Annotated in this window: 12 protein-coding genes; 5 read left to right on the top strand and 7 right to left on the bottom strand. The window is 65.1% G+C overall.

All coding sequences use genetic code 11. The features are described from left to right. Positions 1 to 35 precede the first annotated feature (35 nt). The 4 genes from GD606_RS17755 to purU all read right to left on the bottom strand — a co-directional run bounded on the left by GD606_RS17755 (position 36) and on the right by purU (position 3,468). On the bottom strand, positions 36 to 1,460 hold the full coding sequence (locus GD606_RS17755; protein ID WP_163302364.1) for an outer membrane homotrimeric porin: 1,425 nt from the start codon (positions 1,458 to 1,460) through the stop codon (positions 36 to 38). 418 nt (positions 1,461 to 1,878) lie between these two features. Continuing rightward, positions 1,879 to 2,271 carry a type II toxin-antitoxin system VapC family toxin gene (locus tag GD606_RS17750; RefSeq protein WP_211922174.1) on the bottom strand — a complete coding sequence of 131 codons (393 nt, stop codon included), beginning with the start codon at positions 2,269 to 2,271 and terminating at the stop codon, positions 1,879 to 1,881. After that, a complete protein-coding gene (locus GD606_RS17745; protein WP_163302365.1) occupies positions 2,271 to 2,501 on the bottom strand; it encodes a CopG family transcriptional regulator in 231 nt (76 codons plus the stop codon). Before GD606_RS17745 ends, GD606_RS17750 begins: the two co-directional genes overlap by 1 nt. 112 nt (positions 2,502 to 2,613) lie before the next feature. Next, positions 2,614 to 3,468: a formyltetrahydrofolate deformylase gene (gene purU, locus GD606_RS17740; protein WP_163302366.1), complete on the bottom strand. Its 855-nt coding sequence runs from the start codon at positions 3,466 to 3,468 to the stop codon at positions 2,614 to 2,616. A 579-nt stretch (positions 3,469 to 4,047) separates the two neighbouring features. Here purU and GD606_RS17735 point away from each other — a divergent pair. The 3 genes from GD606_RS17735 to GD606_RS17725 all read left to right on the top strand — a co-directional run bounded on the left by GD606_RS17735 (position 4,048) and on the right by GD606_RS17725 (position 7,149). Then, positions 4,048 to 5,031, top strand: a complete 984-nt coding sequence (locus GD606_RS17735; protein ID WP_163303637.1) for an ATP-binding protein — start codon at positions 4,048 to 4,050, stop codon at positions 5,029 to 5,031. A 7-nt stretch (positions 5,032 to 5,038) separates the two neighbouring features. Continuing rightward, positions 5,039 to 6,403: a vWA domain-containing protein gene (locus tag GD606_RS17730; protein ID WP_246298868.1), complete on the top strand. Its 1,365-nt coding sequence runs from the start codon at positions 5,039 to 5,041 to the stop codon at positions 6,401 to 6,403. 287 nt (positions 6,404 to 6,690) lie between these two features. Beyond that, complete coding sequence (locus tag GD606_RS17725) at positions 6,691 to 7,149, top strand: hypothetical protein (RefSeq protein WP_163303636.1); 459 nt, start codon at positions 6,691 to 6,693, stop codon at positions 7,147 to 7,149. Positions 7,150 to 7,491: 342 nt separating this feature from the next. On the opposite strand, the gene GD606_RS17720 is transcribed toward GD606_RS17725, so the two are convergent. Both GD606_RS17720 and GD606_RS17715 read right to left on the bottom strand, forming a co-directional pair. Further along, a complete protein-coding gene (locus tag GD606_RS17720; RefSeq protein WP_163303635.1) occupies positions 7,492 to 8,385 on the bottom strand; it encodes a hypothetical protein in 894 nt (297 codons plus the stop codon). Between the two features lie 460 nt (positions 8,386 to 8,845). After that, a complete protein-coding gene (locus GD606_RS17715) occupies positions 8,846 to 10,039 on the bottom strand; it encodes an iron-containing alcohol dehydrogenase (RefSeq protein WP_163303634.1) in 1,194 nt (397 codons plus the stop codon). Between the two features lie 58 nt (positions 10,040 to 10,097). On the opposite strand from GD606_RS17715, the gene GD606_RS17710 reads away from it, so the two are divergent. Together GD606_RS17710 and GD606_RS17705 are read left to right on the top strand one after the other, a co-directional pair. Further along, on the top strand, positions 10,098 to 11,291 hold the full coding sequence (locus GD606_RS17710) for a BaiN/RdsA family NAD(P)/FAD-dependent oxidoreductase (RefSeq protein WP_163303633.1): 1,194 nt from the start codon (positions 10,098 to 10,100) through the stop codon (positions 11,289 to 11,291). A 502-nt stretch (positions 11,292 to 11,793) separates the two neighbouring features. Next, positions 11,794 to 13,428, top strand: coding sequence for a hypothetical protein (locus tag GD606_RS17705; RefSeq protein ID WP_163303632.1), 1,635 nt, complete (start codon positions 11,794 to 11,796; stop codon positions 13,426 to 13,428). A gap of 229 nt (positions 13,429 to 13,657) precedes the next feature. Here the strand turns inward: GD606_RS17705 and cobM are convergent, their stop codons facing one another. Beyond that, entirely contained in the window at positions 13,658 to 14,500 is an 843-nt protein-coding gene (cobM, locus tag GD606_RS17700; protein WP_176629340.1) for a precorrin-4 C(11)-methyltransferase, read from the bottom strand. Between the last annotated feature and the right edge of the window lies 1 nt (position 14,501).

Here is a 14,501-nt window from a genome sequence, read left to right as displayed (position 1 = left end):
GGACGGCGTTTTTTATGGGGTTCGGGTCCGAGACGCTAAAACGTATACGTCATGCCCAGGCCGCATTTCCAGGCCGGGGAGGCGGCTGCGGCGAAGCGATGCCCCCAGATGTTGCTCTGGAAGCCGATGCCCTGGGCGTAACCCGTCTCCAGGGTCAGGGTGAGGTTTTCGTAGAGATCGTAATAGTGATCGAAGTTGACGCCCACGAGCTGCTCGCCCACGGCCAGGGTCTGGCCCATGGTCATGTAGCCGCCGTTGCCGCCGGTGACCGCCAGGGCGCGCCGGATGCCCGCCGCGCTGTTTGCGCCAAACACCATGGCGAAGGTCAGGCGACTGGTCAGATCCTCGATGACGGAGATGTCCTTTAAGGCCAGGGCGAAGCCCATGGTGCCCGTGGCGTCCGTTTCCATGGCGGCGTCGGACAGGGCCTGGTCGCAATCAAAAAGAAACGAGGTGGCCGGGCCCCACTTGGGCATGACCACCGGGATGCGCTCGCTGCCGTCGGACAGGCTGGCGTTCTCGCCGCTGGCCGCCCAGCCGTAGATGCCGGGGGTCATAAACGACAGCCCCGTGTATTCGATGGCCGCATCCGCGAACCAGCCCCGCCGCCGGGAGGATTGCAGGGCGTTTGCCGAGGAGCCGTAGGCGAAGTCCATGGAGATCTTGACCGGGTCGAAGGCCTTGACCTCAAGCGTGGTTCCCGCCCACCAATAGGCGGTCTGGTTGTATTCCCGGCTGTCCGGCGGCAGGTAGCTCCCGGCCGAACGCAGGCCGGTGTCCATGTCGCCCAGGTCCGAGCCCTTGCCCATAATGCCCGCCATGCCCCAGGGGGTGAACGTCAGGGCATCGAGGGTGATGGGGGCGGTGAGGAAAAAGGCGTCGAACTCGTCGGCCACCTGGGTGGTGTCCGTGTCGAAGGCCCCGTTGGTGTCGATGAACCGGGTGAACCCGGCGTTGAGCGAGGCCACGTCGCCAAAGACGGGCGCGGTCAGGACCAGGGCCGAGGTGGACTGGTCGCCGTCGTCGTTGGCCATGATCAGGGAATCGTAGAAGGCCTCGGTGGCGGGCATGGACACGGGCTGATATCCGGCGGTGACCTGGATGTCCGTATCCGGCCATTTGAACTGCAGGTAGGCCAGATAGACCTCGATGGAGACCTCCGGGGCGTCGACGGTGAAGGTGCCGTGGCCCCAGTTCTCGTCGTCCACCCGGAATCCCAGGCGGAACGACAGGTTTTCGTGGGTCACGAAATCCGTGCGCAACCGGAACCGCTGGTAGAAGTTCACCGGGTCTTCGGTCTGCGTTCCGTCGGCGTTCCAGCCGGTATAATTGTGATGCAAAAAGAAATTGCCGTAAATACGCCCGTCCCCGGCCATGCGCACCTCAAGGCACCAAGCCGGAACCGCCGTTACGACAAGCCATGCCGCCAGCAAACAAACGATTCTCGATACGTCACGCATTCCCATCTCTCCTTTGTAAAGTATCTACAGTGGACGGGAGCATGCGTGCGTTTGTCCGAAAGCAGCTTTTTTGCCGCCGTTCGGCTGGAATGGAAGTTCCTGAGGAGGGGTAAAGACGCACCTAGGGACGTAGCGACATGGACTTTTCCGGCAAGACCGGGGAAGGAGGCTTTCGGCCGGGAAAAACCGCAGTGTGGAAAGTGTACGCCCATGCGTCGTCGCATAGGGCAGGCCATGGGAAAAAGCAAGTTCTTTGCAGCGACCACGCCTGCGCGTTCATCTCGAAGCGGGCCGCAGGGGCGCATCCATACCAGGCGGGTCACACGCCCTTCATCGCAGGGTCCGGGCAGGCCTCATCCGTCGCATCAAGGAAAGAGGCGGCCACCCTGCGCCGTCACGATCCGGCGGCCGCAACAAATCAATACCAGTTTTCCACGACAAGGCCCGAAACCCGGGAGAACTCCCGCACGTTCCGGGTCACCAGGATCGCGCCGCGCGCCAGGGCCGTCCCGGCGATCAGGATGTCCATGGGGCCGATGGGCGTTCCCTGGGCCTCCAGGCGGGCACGCGCCCCGGCTGCTGCCCGGGCCTCGTCAACCCCGAAGGGAAGAAGCGACACGGCGGACAAAAAAAGGCCCAACTCCTGGACGCGGCGGACGGGATACCCGCATTTGGCCAACCCCGTCTCCAGTTCGTAGGCCACCACGGCGGGCACGCCCACCTGGGACGGCGGCGTGGCCAAAAGCCGGGTTGCCACGTTTCCCGCGCCTTTGAAAAAATGGATGACCGTGTTGGTGTCCAGGACGAACATCACCACGATTCCCTGGGGGTATCCGCCCCTTGCTCCCGGCGCACATCCGGGGCCTCGGGGAAGTCCGGCCAGGCCCCGGCCAGGGCGGCCACGCCCGGTGGCCACTGGGTGGCGGTCTTGTCCCGGACCAACGCGGCGATCCAGGCGCTGACCGAGCCGCCGGACTGCTTGACGGCGACCCGCAGCCTGGCCTCGGTGGCCTCGTCGAGGTAGAAGGTGATCTGTCCCATGGCGTCCTCCCGCATGGCATACATATATGTCCACATAGATGCGCCGAGGCCCGGCGTCAAGGCCGACGCGAACCGGGGCAGACCTGGAAAGGACGCCTGTCGGCGCAGGCCGCTAGCGGAAGACCACGGTCTTGTTGCCGTGGACGATGACCCGGTCCTGCAGGTGCCAGGTCACGGCCCGGGCCAGGACCGTGCGCTCCAGGTCGCTGCCGGTGGTCTTGAGGTCCGCCACCCCGAAGCGGTGGTTCACCCGGGCCGTGTCCTGCTCGATGATGGGTCCGGCGTCGAGCTCTGCGGTCACGTAATGGGCCGTGGCCCCGATGAGCTTGACGCCCTTGTCGTGGGCCTGGCGGTAGGGGTCCGCGCCCACGAACGCGGGCAGAAACGAATGGTGGATGTTGATGATCCGGTCGGGGAACGCGGACACGAAATTCCCGGACAGCACCCGCATGTACCGGGCCAGCACCACCAGATCCGCGTCCCGAACGATCTCCAGCATGGTCGCCTCGGCCTTTTCCATGTCCCCGTCCGTCACGGGCACATGGAAAAAGGGCGCCCCGAACGACTCCACGCTTTTTTGCACATCAGGGTGGTTGCTGATCACCGCTGCAATGCGGCAGGGCAGTTCCTTGCGGCTGTAGCGCCACAACAACTCCATCAGGCAGTGGTCCTGGCGCGAGGCCAGGACCGCCACGGTTTTCACATCGTCGGCATAGCTCAGCCGCCAGTCCATGCCGAATCGCTCCCCCACCACCTCGCCGAAGGCCGTCTCAAGCGCCGTCCGGGACATGTCCAGGACCGGCGCATGGAACTCCAGGCGCAGGAAGAACGTGCCGCCCTCGGGGTCCGTGGAGTGCTGGTCCAGGTCGATGATGTTGGCCCCGTGGGTATACAAGAACGTGGTCACGGCGGACACGATGCCCGGGCGATCCGGACAGGTGATGAGCAGTCTGGCGATATGGGACATGCGGCGTCTTCCCCCCAAAAACTGTCGGCCTCCCGGCTTGCTTCGCCCGGTGCGGCCCCGGCGAGAGCTACACCAAAGCTCCCGGTTTGGCCATACGCCTTCCCCGTCGGCCCGGCCCCGTCCCCGGCGCCCCCCCATTGTTGACAACCATTCTCATTTTCAATATCAGAAATGTGCCCGGCACGGGGTAGTTCGGCGGATCGGCCGATCCGCGCCCTTGCAGGCGGTCATCTGTGCCGATCCCGCCGGGCTTTTTTGCCGGATACGGGGCGTCCGCCATGGTGGCGGCGAACCGGAACGCGTCGCCGGGCGGGGACATCGACCCCACCCCGCCCCCGGCGCGCTTTTCCCCTTCCCGACCGCCCGAAACGGCCGCCTCCCTCCCCGCCAAGGAGATACCGTGCGATTCACGCTCATCCCCATGGCGCATGACGCGCCGCCTCGAAGAACCACCGACCCGGCGCCCGGGGACGGGCCACGTCGGAGACATTTTTCGCTCATCACCTGCCCTGGACGACGCTACGGCCACGACCCCCGGCCAGAACCGTCCCGGGCCGACACATCCCCCAAGGAGACGCCGTGATCCCTTCCCATATCGCCACCGCCCTTTTGTCGCTTATCCCCATCGGCCGCCCGGTGTTTTTGTGGGGACCGCCCGGGGTGGGCAAAAGCCAGGTGGTGGCCCAGGCGGCCGCCGCCCTGGGCCGCGAACTGACGGATATCCGGGCCGTGCTGCTGGACCCCGTGGACCTGCGCGGCCTACCCGCCATCGGCGACGACGGCCGCTGCCACTGGCGACCGCCCGCATTTTTGCCCACACGCGGCCAGGGCGTGCTCTTCCTCGACGAGCTCAACGCCGCCCCGCCCCTGGTTCAGGCCGCCTGCTACCAGCTCATCCTGGACCGCCGCCTGGGGGAATACGCCCTGCCGGACGGCTGGAGCGTGGTGGCCGCCGGGAACCGCGAGCAGGACCGGGCCGTGACCCACCGCATGCCCACGGCCCTGGCCAACCGCATGGTGCATCTGGATTTCGAAACCTGCCTGGAGGACTGGCTGGCCTGGGCCAAAAAGGCCGCCCTGCGACCCGAGGTCACGGCCTTTGTGCGCTTTCGGCCAGCCCTTCTGCACGACTTCGACCCGGCCCGGGCCGAGCGGGCCTTTCCCTCGCCGCGCACCTGGCAGTTCGTCTCGGACATCCTTTGCGCCGCGCCCCCGGCCGAGGTGGAATACGATCTTTTGCGCGGCACGGTGGGCGAGGGCGCGGCCGCCGAATTCACCGGCTTTTTGCGGGTGTGGCGGGAGCTGCCGGACACGGATGCGGTCCTTGGCGCGCCGCATTCGGCCCCCGTTCCCTCGGACCCGGCCGCCGTCTACGCCATCTGCGAGGCCCTGGCCCGCAAGGCCGCCCGGGACACCATGCCCGCCCTGGCCGGATACGCCGCCAGGCTGCCCGTGGAGTTCGGCGTGCTGCTCATGCGCGACGCCCTGCGCCAGGACAAAACCATGGCCCACACCGAGGCCTTCGCCGCCTGGGCCCGGGACAACGCCCACGTGCTGGTCTGAGGCCGCCGTGACCCCGGATGAAAAAATGGCCCGGGCCCGGGCCGAACTGGTCATGGACCATCCCTTCTTCGGCTCCCTGGCGCTTCGGCTGCACATGGCCCCGGACCCGGCCTGCACGGGCATGTGGACCGACGGCCGCACCCTGGGCTACCGCCCGGCGTTGGTCGAGGCCATGGCCGTGGACACGGCCGTGGGGCTTTTGGCCCACGAGGTCTTGCACATCGTCTGCTCCCACCACCTGCGCCGCCTGGGTCGCGACGAGGCCCTATGGAACCGGGCTTGCGACTATGCGGTAAACGGCATCCTGAAAAACGCCGGGTTCGTCCTGCCCTCGGGGGCGCTTCTCGATCCCGCCTACGCCGACCGCAGCGTGGACGACATCTTCGCCGCCCTGCTGCGCCAAAAAGAGGAAAAACGCCGGGGCGGGGGTCTTGGCGACGGCGGCCGGGAGGAAACGACGGCCGAAACCGCGCCGGGCGGCGACGGCCGAAGCAACGACGCCGGGCAGGCCGTGGACAACCCCGAGGCCACGGCGGAAAAACCCCAGGCCGCGCCGCCGGACATGGATCTGGACGCCGCGGCGGGGAAAAAGGCCCCGGCCTCGGGCGACACCGAATCCCCGGACGCTCCCGGCACTCCGGACCCGGCGCTTTTGGGCGAGGTGCGCGACCATCCCCGGACGGACGGCGCGCCCTCCCCGCGCGACCGGGAGGACTGGGAGCGCGAACTGCGGGTGTCCCTGGCCCAGGCCCTCAGTCAGGCCGGACAGGCCGGGCAGGCCGGGGGCATGGGCGATCTGCCTGCCGGACTCGTCCGCCTCGTGGAGGAGGTCATCCGCCCCCGCCTCGACTGGAGGCATCTGCTGCGCCGCTTCATCGAACAAAATGCGGTCAGCGACTATTCCTGGCTGCCGCCCAACCGGCGCTATGTCCATCTGGGACTGATCCTGCCCTCGCTCAAAAACCAGGAGCTTCCCGAGATCGTTTTGGCCATCGACAGCTCGGGATCGATTTCCCGGGACGCGCTGTCGCTGTTTTGCGCCGAGCTGTCAGCCATCCTGGCCGACTTCGACACCCGGATCACCGTGCTTTTCTGCGACGCCGAGGTGCGCCAGGCCATACGCTTCACCCGGCTCGACCTACCCCTGCGCCTCGACCCTGAAGGCGGCGGCGGCACGGATTTCCGCCCGGCCTTCGCCAAAGTGGCGGAACTGGGCCTGCGCCCGGCCTGCCTCATCTATCTGACGGACCTGGAATGCGACCGGTTTCCGGCCCGGCCGGACTATCCGGTCCTGTGGGCCGCCTACGGCCCGGGCGGCGCCGGGACGGCGGACGCGCCGCCGTTCGGCGAGGTGGTGTGGATAGGGGGCTGATGCGCGGGGAGGCGGGGCATGGGAAGCCTCCGGCGGCCAAAGGGCTTCGCCCTTTGGAATCCCGTAACGAGGGACGCCGGTCATCAGACGTTTTTCAGGCCTGCCGCCACGGGCCAAGCCGACCGGGCCGGGCGACGGGTCGCCGGAAACGGACGGCGGCGACGTGGAGCGTAGCGCAATTCGTCGCAGCCGGACGTTTGCCGTCGACCCCGAGCCCGGCCAATCAACGGCAACGGTCGCCAACGCTGGCCGCGTCCCAACATCAAACCCGACACGCGGAGTTCGCCATGCGCATGGAATGGAGCATCGAGAAAAAACGCGGCAACCTGCGGCCCGTGCTGCGCTATCGCGTCATCCTGGAACGCCACGAGGAACACCTGGCCCTGCCCATGGTGCGCATCGCCTCCACCATTCCCGAGCCGCCCTCGTCCTGGCAGGCCTTCTGCTATCCGGGCCAGTTCGAGCGGGCCGGACTGCCCTCGACGGGCTGCTACGACCTGGAGACGCCCAATCACAAACGCAAATCCGGCGGGGCCGAACTGCGCCTGCCCTGGCGGCCGGACAACCGCTACCCCGAGGTGGAGGCGTCGTTTGCGGCGCTTCGGGCCGCCTTCGAGGCCGAACTGGCCAGCGCCCACGACAGCGCGCCCATGCACCTTCGCGGCGAACTGGAACTGCGCCCGGCGCTGCGCGAGGCCATCGCCCCGGCCGTGGTGGCTGACAGGCTTTTGCGCATGGCGGGATGACCGGATTCCTGCGGGTCATCCCACGATCAAACTGTTATTTATGAAAAAATACTTCGTATTTTTTCAACGTGATGGCTGAGCGGGTGCTCAAGCTGGCGAGATAGCCCGGCCACAGGCGGGGCTCCCGCCGATCTCGCTGTTGCTTAGAATCAAACGTCGTATTCTTTCCAACGCGTTGACGCAGCGATTTTACGCATGGCGGGACAGCTGAACTCTCGCGACGCGCTCCGAAGTTTTGTCGTGCGTTGAACCAATGCGCCAAGTTCTGTGAATCGCTATGGCGTGCGATGGCCCCTTGTAGCGGCAAATCGCAATCGAACACACAAGTCGACAATTCATCTATTATTTATAGATTTTTGTCTCCAAGTCTCCGTTGAAGGTGTCGACATCCTCTTTCACCATGACATACAGAGAATTCGTCACCCATCTTAATTTCTTTGGCAATCTGTTGTTCATATATTTTTTGCATTCTCCATCTCCCCTACCACTCATGATACAATAGTATGTTTCTTCAGCAACATTAGAAGCTATTTGATCCTGCGCACCATCTTCGGCCATATTTATATCGATATTACGTGCCGACGCCTCCCTGAAGCGGGAATCATAGCTTTCTTTTAGCTCTCCATACCTTCCCGTCCTCCATTTGCCGTTTTCAAAGAGGACATACCTCGTATATCTGGGATGCGTCGCCGTATAAAATGAAACAATCATATCACCGTTTTGTGCTGAAGGACTGTTACCGGAATGATGCGTTATATCCAACAAGCCATTTCCAACGATTGTCGTATCCGGTCCACTAAGATCTGTTTCAATACCTGTATAGTACAAAGCATTACTAGACATTACAAAAATATGATATGACCACCCGTGAGCTGTAAATCCACTATGCGCCGCAATGACTATCGTCTTCATTCCTGGCATTGGATAATCATCGGCAATCTCAATCAAGTCGTATACTGGAGCCCCAAATTCATCGGTTAGAATCAACTTTCCCTTGTAAAAATATTTTGAGCTGCTTTCCATGGGACTATCAGGAATATCGTAGTTTTCCACAGACAAGTCACCAAAAACAAAAGACTTATCGGTAACCTTGATGTTCTTGTTGCCATGCGCGGCAATATATTCGTCAACTTTCATGGCTGACGCATCGTGAGCCACAAGAAAAACACCCGCCAGAGAAGCCCATACCGCCGTCACAAACGACCGTCGAATGACATCAAACCAGAACGTCACCATGCGAATGGACCTCCGCTGTAAACAGTACAGGACGATTTCCACCCCACACCATCCATCACGCCACCGCCGGGGACGCGGCGGAAGCAATCCCCGCGCCCGCTGGCGGCATGTCCCCCAGGCATCCAGGGAGAAGGGAAAAAGATGCAGACCGGCGACCAGTCTCCCGCAGAGACCGAAGAAACCGTGGCTCCCCTTCCCTCAATGCCATGCGACAGGAATATGTGATCCGCTGATCCCTGGATCGCATACCCACGGGATTTCGAAATAGATAATAGATATATTAAAACGACACAACACCTCTGGCGAGTAAAACCCGACAAACCAATGCGGTTTGCCTGTTATTCGGACGCCATGATCCCGCATTGCGTATTTTTTCGATGCCGCTGCCCATCTGCCCTGTCAGGGCCATGTCACTGCGGCCAGAAGCCCGGGATGGGTCGCGTCGTTTCACCGGTGGCCCCTACAACGCCGCCCGCAAAATCGCCTCAAGTTCCCCCTGCGAAAGCTGCACGGGATTGCCCCGCATGCTGCTGGCCGCAAGCCCCTTGGCCGCAATGCCCGGCACGGCGGCAGCCGTCATGCCGAACTCCGACAGGGGCGGCGTGCCCAGCCTGTCGCACAGCCCCTTCACCCAGCGCACCCCGGCGGCCGCGTCTGTCACGTCTGGCGCGTCTGGCGCGTCTGGCGCGTCCGTCCCGGCGGACTCCCCAGTCAGGATGCGACCGGCCTCGGCAAAGGCCGCCAGGGCCGCCGAATCCGGATCGCGCGCGCCAAGCGCCCGCACGTTGGCCGCCATGACCAGGGGCAAAAGCCGGGCGCACACAAAGCCGTGCGGCGCGGGGAATTCCCCGCCAAGGGGTGCGGCCAGGCCGTGCACCGCCCCGAGCTTGGCGTTGGCCAGGGCCAGGCCGCTGAGAAGCGCCGCCAGGGACATGTCCTCCCGGGCCGCCGCGTCCGAGCCGTTTTGAAAGGCCCGTTCCAGGGACCGCGCGGCGCAGTGAAGCCCCTGGCGGCACAGGGCGTCGGTCATGGGATTTTTGTATCCCGAGACGAAGGCCTCCAAAAGCTGGGTCAGGGCGTCAAGCCCCGTGGCCGCCGTGATCTCCGGAGGCAACCCGTAGGTCAGTTCCGGGTCCGCCAGGGCCACGTCGGGCAACATCCCCGGCGAGCGCAGGCTCACCTTCACCTGGTGCTCCGGCGACAGCAGCACGGCGTTGGCTGTGGCCTCGGCCCCGGTCCCGGCCGTGGTGGGCGCGGCCACATGCGGCAGGGGCGCATGCTTCAGGGGCAGCCCCCGACCCACCACCTCCAAATAATCATAAGGATCGCCCGGATTGGTCGTCAGCGCCGCCACGGCTTTGCCCGCATCCATGACGCTGCCCCCGCCCACCGACACCACCACCTGGCATCCTTCGGCCCGGGCCAGTCGGGCTCCGGCCTCGGCCATGGCCACCGTGGGCTCGCCGGTCACGGCGTAGGCCGTCACGCAAAGCCCCGCCGCGCCAAGGCCGTCCACGACAGCCTGCACCCGCCCGGGATGCCCGCCGGTCACCAGCAAGACCCGCTCCCCGAATCCGGCCACAATCCCCGGCAACTCCGAAACGACGCCTGGGCCGAACACAATGCGACCCGGTCCCGCAAACGTGAACCGCATATCCGCTCCTTTGTCCAGACAGTTGCGTCCCGCCCCCGAAAGCGGCACAACACCGGCCATGAGCCGCCATGACGTGATCATCCTCGGGGCCGGGGCCTCGGGCCTGTGGTGCGCCGCCCGGTGCGCCGCCCGGGGGCTGTCCGCCCTGGTCCTGGACCATGCCAAAAAACCGGCCCAGAAGGTCCGCATCAGCGGCGGCGGCCGTTGCAACCTGACCAACGCCCACGTCGCGCCTTCCGACTACCTGGGACAAAACCCCCATTTCGTCAAATCCGCCCTGGCCCGCTTCACCCCGGCCGATCTCCTGGACGCCGTCCACGCCGCAGGCCTGGACACCGCCGAGGAAGACCACGGCAAGATCTTCTGCCGCCAGGGGGCCCAGGCCATGGCGGAATTTCTGGTGGACAAGGCCAGGACCAGCGGGGCCGAAATCCTGGCCCAGACTCCGATCCTCGACGTCCGCCAGGACGACGGCGCACCGTCCGAACGGTTCGCCGTGACCACGCCGACCGACCCGCACACCGCAAACTGCCTGGTGGTGGCTACGGGCGGGCTGTCCTGGCCGCGCCTGGGCGCATCGGATCTGGGATACCGCATCGCCCGGCGCTTCGGACTCCCCGTGGTTGCGACCCGGCCGGGGCTGGCGCCGCTGCTGGCCCCGCCCGAGCTCACCCCCTTCTGCCATGGCCTGTCCGGAACCGCCCTGCCCGTGGGCATCTCCGTTTCGTCCGCCCCACGCGAGGTCCACGGCGACATGCTCTTCACCCATAAGGGCCTCTCCGGCCCGGCCGTGCTCGACGCCTCCCTGTACTGGCGGCCGGGAGACGCCCTGTCCATCGACCTCGCCCCGGGGCGCGACCTGGCCACGCTGCCGGACGACTCGCCCCGCCAGGACATCAAAAACGCCCTGGCCCGTGTCCTGCCTTCCCGGCTGGCGACGGCCCTGTGCCAACGCGGGGGCCTGTCCGGAACCGTGGCCGCCATCCCCCGCAAACGGCTTCTGGCCTTCCTCGACGCCCTGCACGCCTTCCCCTTCACCCCTGCCGGGACCGAGGGCTACGCCAAGGCCGAGGTCACCCTCGGCGGCGTGGATACATCCCGCATCTCCTCCAAAACCATGCAGGCCCTGGCCGTGCCCGGGCTTTTTTTCATCGGCGAGGCCCTGGACGTCACCGGCCGCCTGGGCGGCCTGAATCTCCACTGGGCCTTCGCCTCGGCCCAGGCCGCCGCAACGGCGCAGCCCCTTGCCTGAGGACTCCCGCAACAGGGCAGCCTCGAGTATGCAACTTTCGGGGCGCATGTCCGGTTCCAAACATCATCGCCATGCCTTTCGCGGTAGCTACATCTGCGCTTGGACCAGACCGGCTTCGCGACAGGCCATAACCCACACCGGCCCAACAGGATTTTCGCCCTGGACCTCCTCGCCTTCCTTCCTGGGGAATACCACTTAACCATTGAGATTCCCTGATATTCATATTTGCAATGCGGGTTTGCGCCCAGCGCGCTACGCCACACCGCCTTGACACAGAATACGGATGGGGTAAGCACAAGCCATAGGTAGCCACCGGAATCCGCCACAGAGGCAGATCAACAATCAGGGAAAGCGTATTCCAATGCTCGCGCTTGCCAAATCTCTATGCAGCTGCAGGGATATTGGGGCAACAGCTCGGAATCACTATTCTTTTCAGCAATGCCTCATCACCGGCATTTTCAATATCGTCTCCTGGAGAAACCACTACCCCACCGGAGGGAACATGCGCCCAGCAAGAACGTCTCTTCTCAAGCTGCTCATGGCCTTCATTGCTGTCGCCGTGATGCCCGCACTGGTGCAGGCGCAACAATGCCAGTCCTTCACCACGAACAATGATCCCCAATGGGGCATCAACCCCGGCCAGACCTTCAGCTACACCCAGCGCGTCAACGTCATCAACAACTGCGCCGACTCGGCCCAGGTGCTCCTGACCACCTCCGACGACCCCCTGTCCCGGGCGCTTTTAGCCAAATCCTACACCACATCGGCCGGTTTCCCGAACAAGACATTCCTGGCGTCGAATACCGACGCCAACACCTTCGTCCTGGTGGCCAACGTCGTCAGCGGCGTGCCCACGGCCTACACCGTGGCCTCCGGGGCCACGGAGCAGTTCTGCCTGCCGGACGCCGGCGCGGGCAGCGGCAGTCTGAAGTTCGTCTTCGGCTGCACCGGTTTCGACACCGGCAACACCGGCCTGCCCAACAACTGCCTGATCGGCTCCGACCCTGGCACGAACAACAACGGCATGGACACCCTTTTCGAATACAGCCCGGGTTGCGAATACTGGGGCGGCGCGCGCCAGAGCGAATGCACCTACAACCCCTCCGCGCCAACGCAACGGCTCGAGGGAGTGGACTATTTCGACACCAGCGCGGTCACGGCCTACAGCATCCCCATGGGCGTCACCATCGCCAACTGGCAGTCCTTCAACTGCTCGTATTCCGGACGGACCCTGATTGCGGACCTGGCCAGTTGCCCCTCGGAGGACACGACCACCATCTCCACCGAATACACAAGCGTCTGCACCCCGCCGAGCTCCAACGCCTTCAACCTGCGGCTCGCCAACCAGAACTCGGGATGGGGAAGCTACTCCACGGCCTGCATCGCCTTCGACAAATGGATGGCGCTTTTCGGATGGCAAATCGGCGGAGGCTGCAACGTGGCCTTGTCCACCACCCCGGCAGGCACGGCCAGCCCCACTCCCAATGTCGCGGACTATTACGCCTGCTCGCTTCTCCCGTTTGCAGGCTGGGATGCCTACGCCCAAAAGTGCCTGACGCCCGGGTGCGGCGGGCCGCAGTGCGCCGTGGGACCGGACGGCACGGAAGGCGTGTACGCCACGTCAAAGGTGGCCCAGGGGAAGGGCGTGCCGTACATGAACTACGTCAAGATGCTCAAGGCCACGGGAAACGAGGTGTATACCTGGATGTTCGACGACGGGGTGGGGACATTGCAGTGCGACACATGGGGCTCCACGGTCACGGTGACGCTGTGCCCGGGGCAGGCCGGACAGAAGCCGTATGACACAGCCAATCAGAAGTGGTCCTACAATTCCACGAGCAACAGATGCGTGGTGGACTCGGGCGGTTCGTATGCGACGCAGATTTCCTGCATGGCGGCCAACGGCAAGTACGGCTGCGGCACGGAGTCCGTTTCGAAGCTTGACGCAGACAATCCTGGCTATATCGCATTGGCCTATCTCAACTACTGCAAACCGCTCGATCCGGCTTCGGTGACGCCGAGCCAGCTTGCCGCCGGAGTGAGTCTGGCGGCGTGCCAGAGCTCCCAGTGCCAGCAGACGGGAAAGCTCAATGCCGGTGACACGCCTGCGACGGGCCTGCTTCTGCTTGGCCAATAGTTCTTCCGTCGTCTCCCCGCAGACGCCGCGCCGCCCTCCTTCGGGGGGGCGGCGTTTTTTGCGCCACGTCATGTCCTCATGTCTGCGCCTGCCCTTCTCCCGCTCCAAAGATCGCGCCGCCCTGCCTTTCCGGCCGTCATCCCCCGCTTTTCCAGGTGTCTTGGCCCGAGTCGGGGGGGGCCGGGGCATACGCGCTCACTAAGAGCGTATGGGGTTTCCCCCCCTTCCGTCAGGGGCGAAAGCCATGCGTGAAATCGGGATCGTAGAGCTTGGAGCGGGCCTCGGCGTCGTGGTGCGGCAGCACCAGGAAGAGAGTCTGCCGGGTGATGTCGTGGGCATGGACGTCGGCGGGAAGCGAGGCGATGGTGGTGAAAAAGGTCTGCTCGTCCGGCCAGCCCACGCGGCAGGCCACGCCGACGGGCGTATCCGGGCAAAGACCGGCGGCAAGCAGTTCGCGGGCAAGTCCCTCGGGATCGCCCGCTGAAAGGTAGATGGCCATGGAGCTTTGATGCGCCGCCAGGGCGCGCAGGCTCTCGGCCTCCGGCACCGGCGTGCGCCCGGCCAGCCGGGTCAGGATGAGCGTCTGGGTGGCCTCGGGCATGGTGAACGACACCCCAAGCGCCGCCGCCGCCGCCGAGGCCGAGGTCACGCCCGGGATGATCTCCCAGGGCACGCCGTCGCGCGTGAGAAGCCGCGCCTGCTCGGCCACGGCCCCGTACAGGGCGGGATCGCCGGTATGCACCCGGACGGCGACCTGCCCCCCCCGCACCGCGGCAACCAAAAGCGCGTGCGTCTCCTCCAGGGTCATGCCCGAGGAATCGAGCACCCGCGCCGTCTCACCGGCCCCGGCCACCACCTCCGGCGGCACCAGCGACCCGGCAAAAAGCACCAGCCCGGCCCCGGCGATCACCTGCGCCGCCTTGACCGTCAATAGACCCGGATCGCCCGGCCCCGCGCCGATGAAGAAGACCTTGGGGGAAGAGGGAAATCGGGAGGGAACCCCATTTTGAAAAAGGGGGTTCCCTCCCGAACCCTCCCTCCCCGAAAACTTTTGGCGGGTTTCTTCGGCCATA

It is taken from the genome of Desulfolutivibrio sulfodismutans DSM 3696 (assembly GCF_013376455.1).
In the GTDB taxonomy this organism is placed as follows: domain Bacteria; phylum Desulfobacterota; class Desulfovibrionia; order Desulfovibrionales; family Desulfovibrionaceae; genus Desulfolutivibrio; species Desulfolutivibrio sulfodismutans.
The sequence above is the reverse complement of the archived record's forward strand: the minus strand, read 5'-3'. Positions and strand labels throughout refer to the sequence as shown.

What these genes read in the sequence shown, in the direction of transcription:
- GD606_RS17745 (WP_163302365.1), bottom strand. Translation starts at nt 2,501, where the DNA reads ATGGGACAGATCACCTTCTACCTCGACGAGGCCACCGAGGCCAGGCTG.
- purU (WP_163302366.1), bottom strand. Translation starts at nt 3,468, where the DNA reads ATGTCCCATATCGCCAGACTGCTCATCACCTGTCCGGATCGCCCGGGC.
- cobM (WP_176629340.1), bottom strand. Translation starts at nt 14,500, where the DNA reads ATGGCCGAAGAAACCCGCCAAAAGTTTTCGGGGAGGGAGGGTTCGGGA.
- GD606_RS17725 (WP_163303636.1), top strand. Translation starts at nt 6,691, where the DNA reads ATGCGCATGGAATGGAGCATCGAGAAAAAACGCGGCAACCTGCGGCCC.
- GD606_RS17750 (WP_211922174.1), bottom strand. Translation starts at nt 2,271, where the DNA reads ATGTTCGTCCTGGACACCAACACGGTCATCCATTTTTTCAAAGGCGCG.
- GD606_RS17715 (WP_163303634.1), bottom strand. Translation starts at nt 10,039, where the DNA reads ATGCGGTTCACGTTTGCGGGACCGGGTCGCATTGTGTTCGGCCCAGGC.
- GD606_RS17720 (WP_163303635.1), bottom strand. Translation starts at nt 8,385, where the DNA reads ATGGTGACGTTCTGGTTTGATGTCATTCGACGGTCGTTTGTGACGGCG.
- GD606_RS17710 (WP_163303633.1), top strand. Translation starts at nt 10,098, where the DNA reads ATGAGCCGCCATGACGTGATCATCCTCGGGGCCGGGGCCTCGGGCCTG.
- GD606_RS17705 (WP_163303632.1), top strand. Translation starts at nt 11,794, where the DNA reads ATGCGCCCAGCAAGAACGTCTCTTCTCAAGCTGCTCATGGCCTTCATT.
- GD606_RS17755 (WP_163302364.1), bottom strand. Translation starts at nt 1,460, where the DNA reads ATGCGTGACGTATCGAGAATCGTTTGTTTGCTGGCGGCATGGCTTGTC.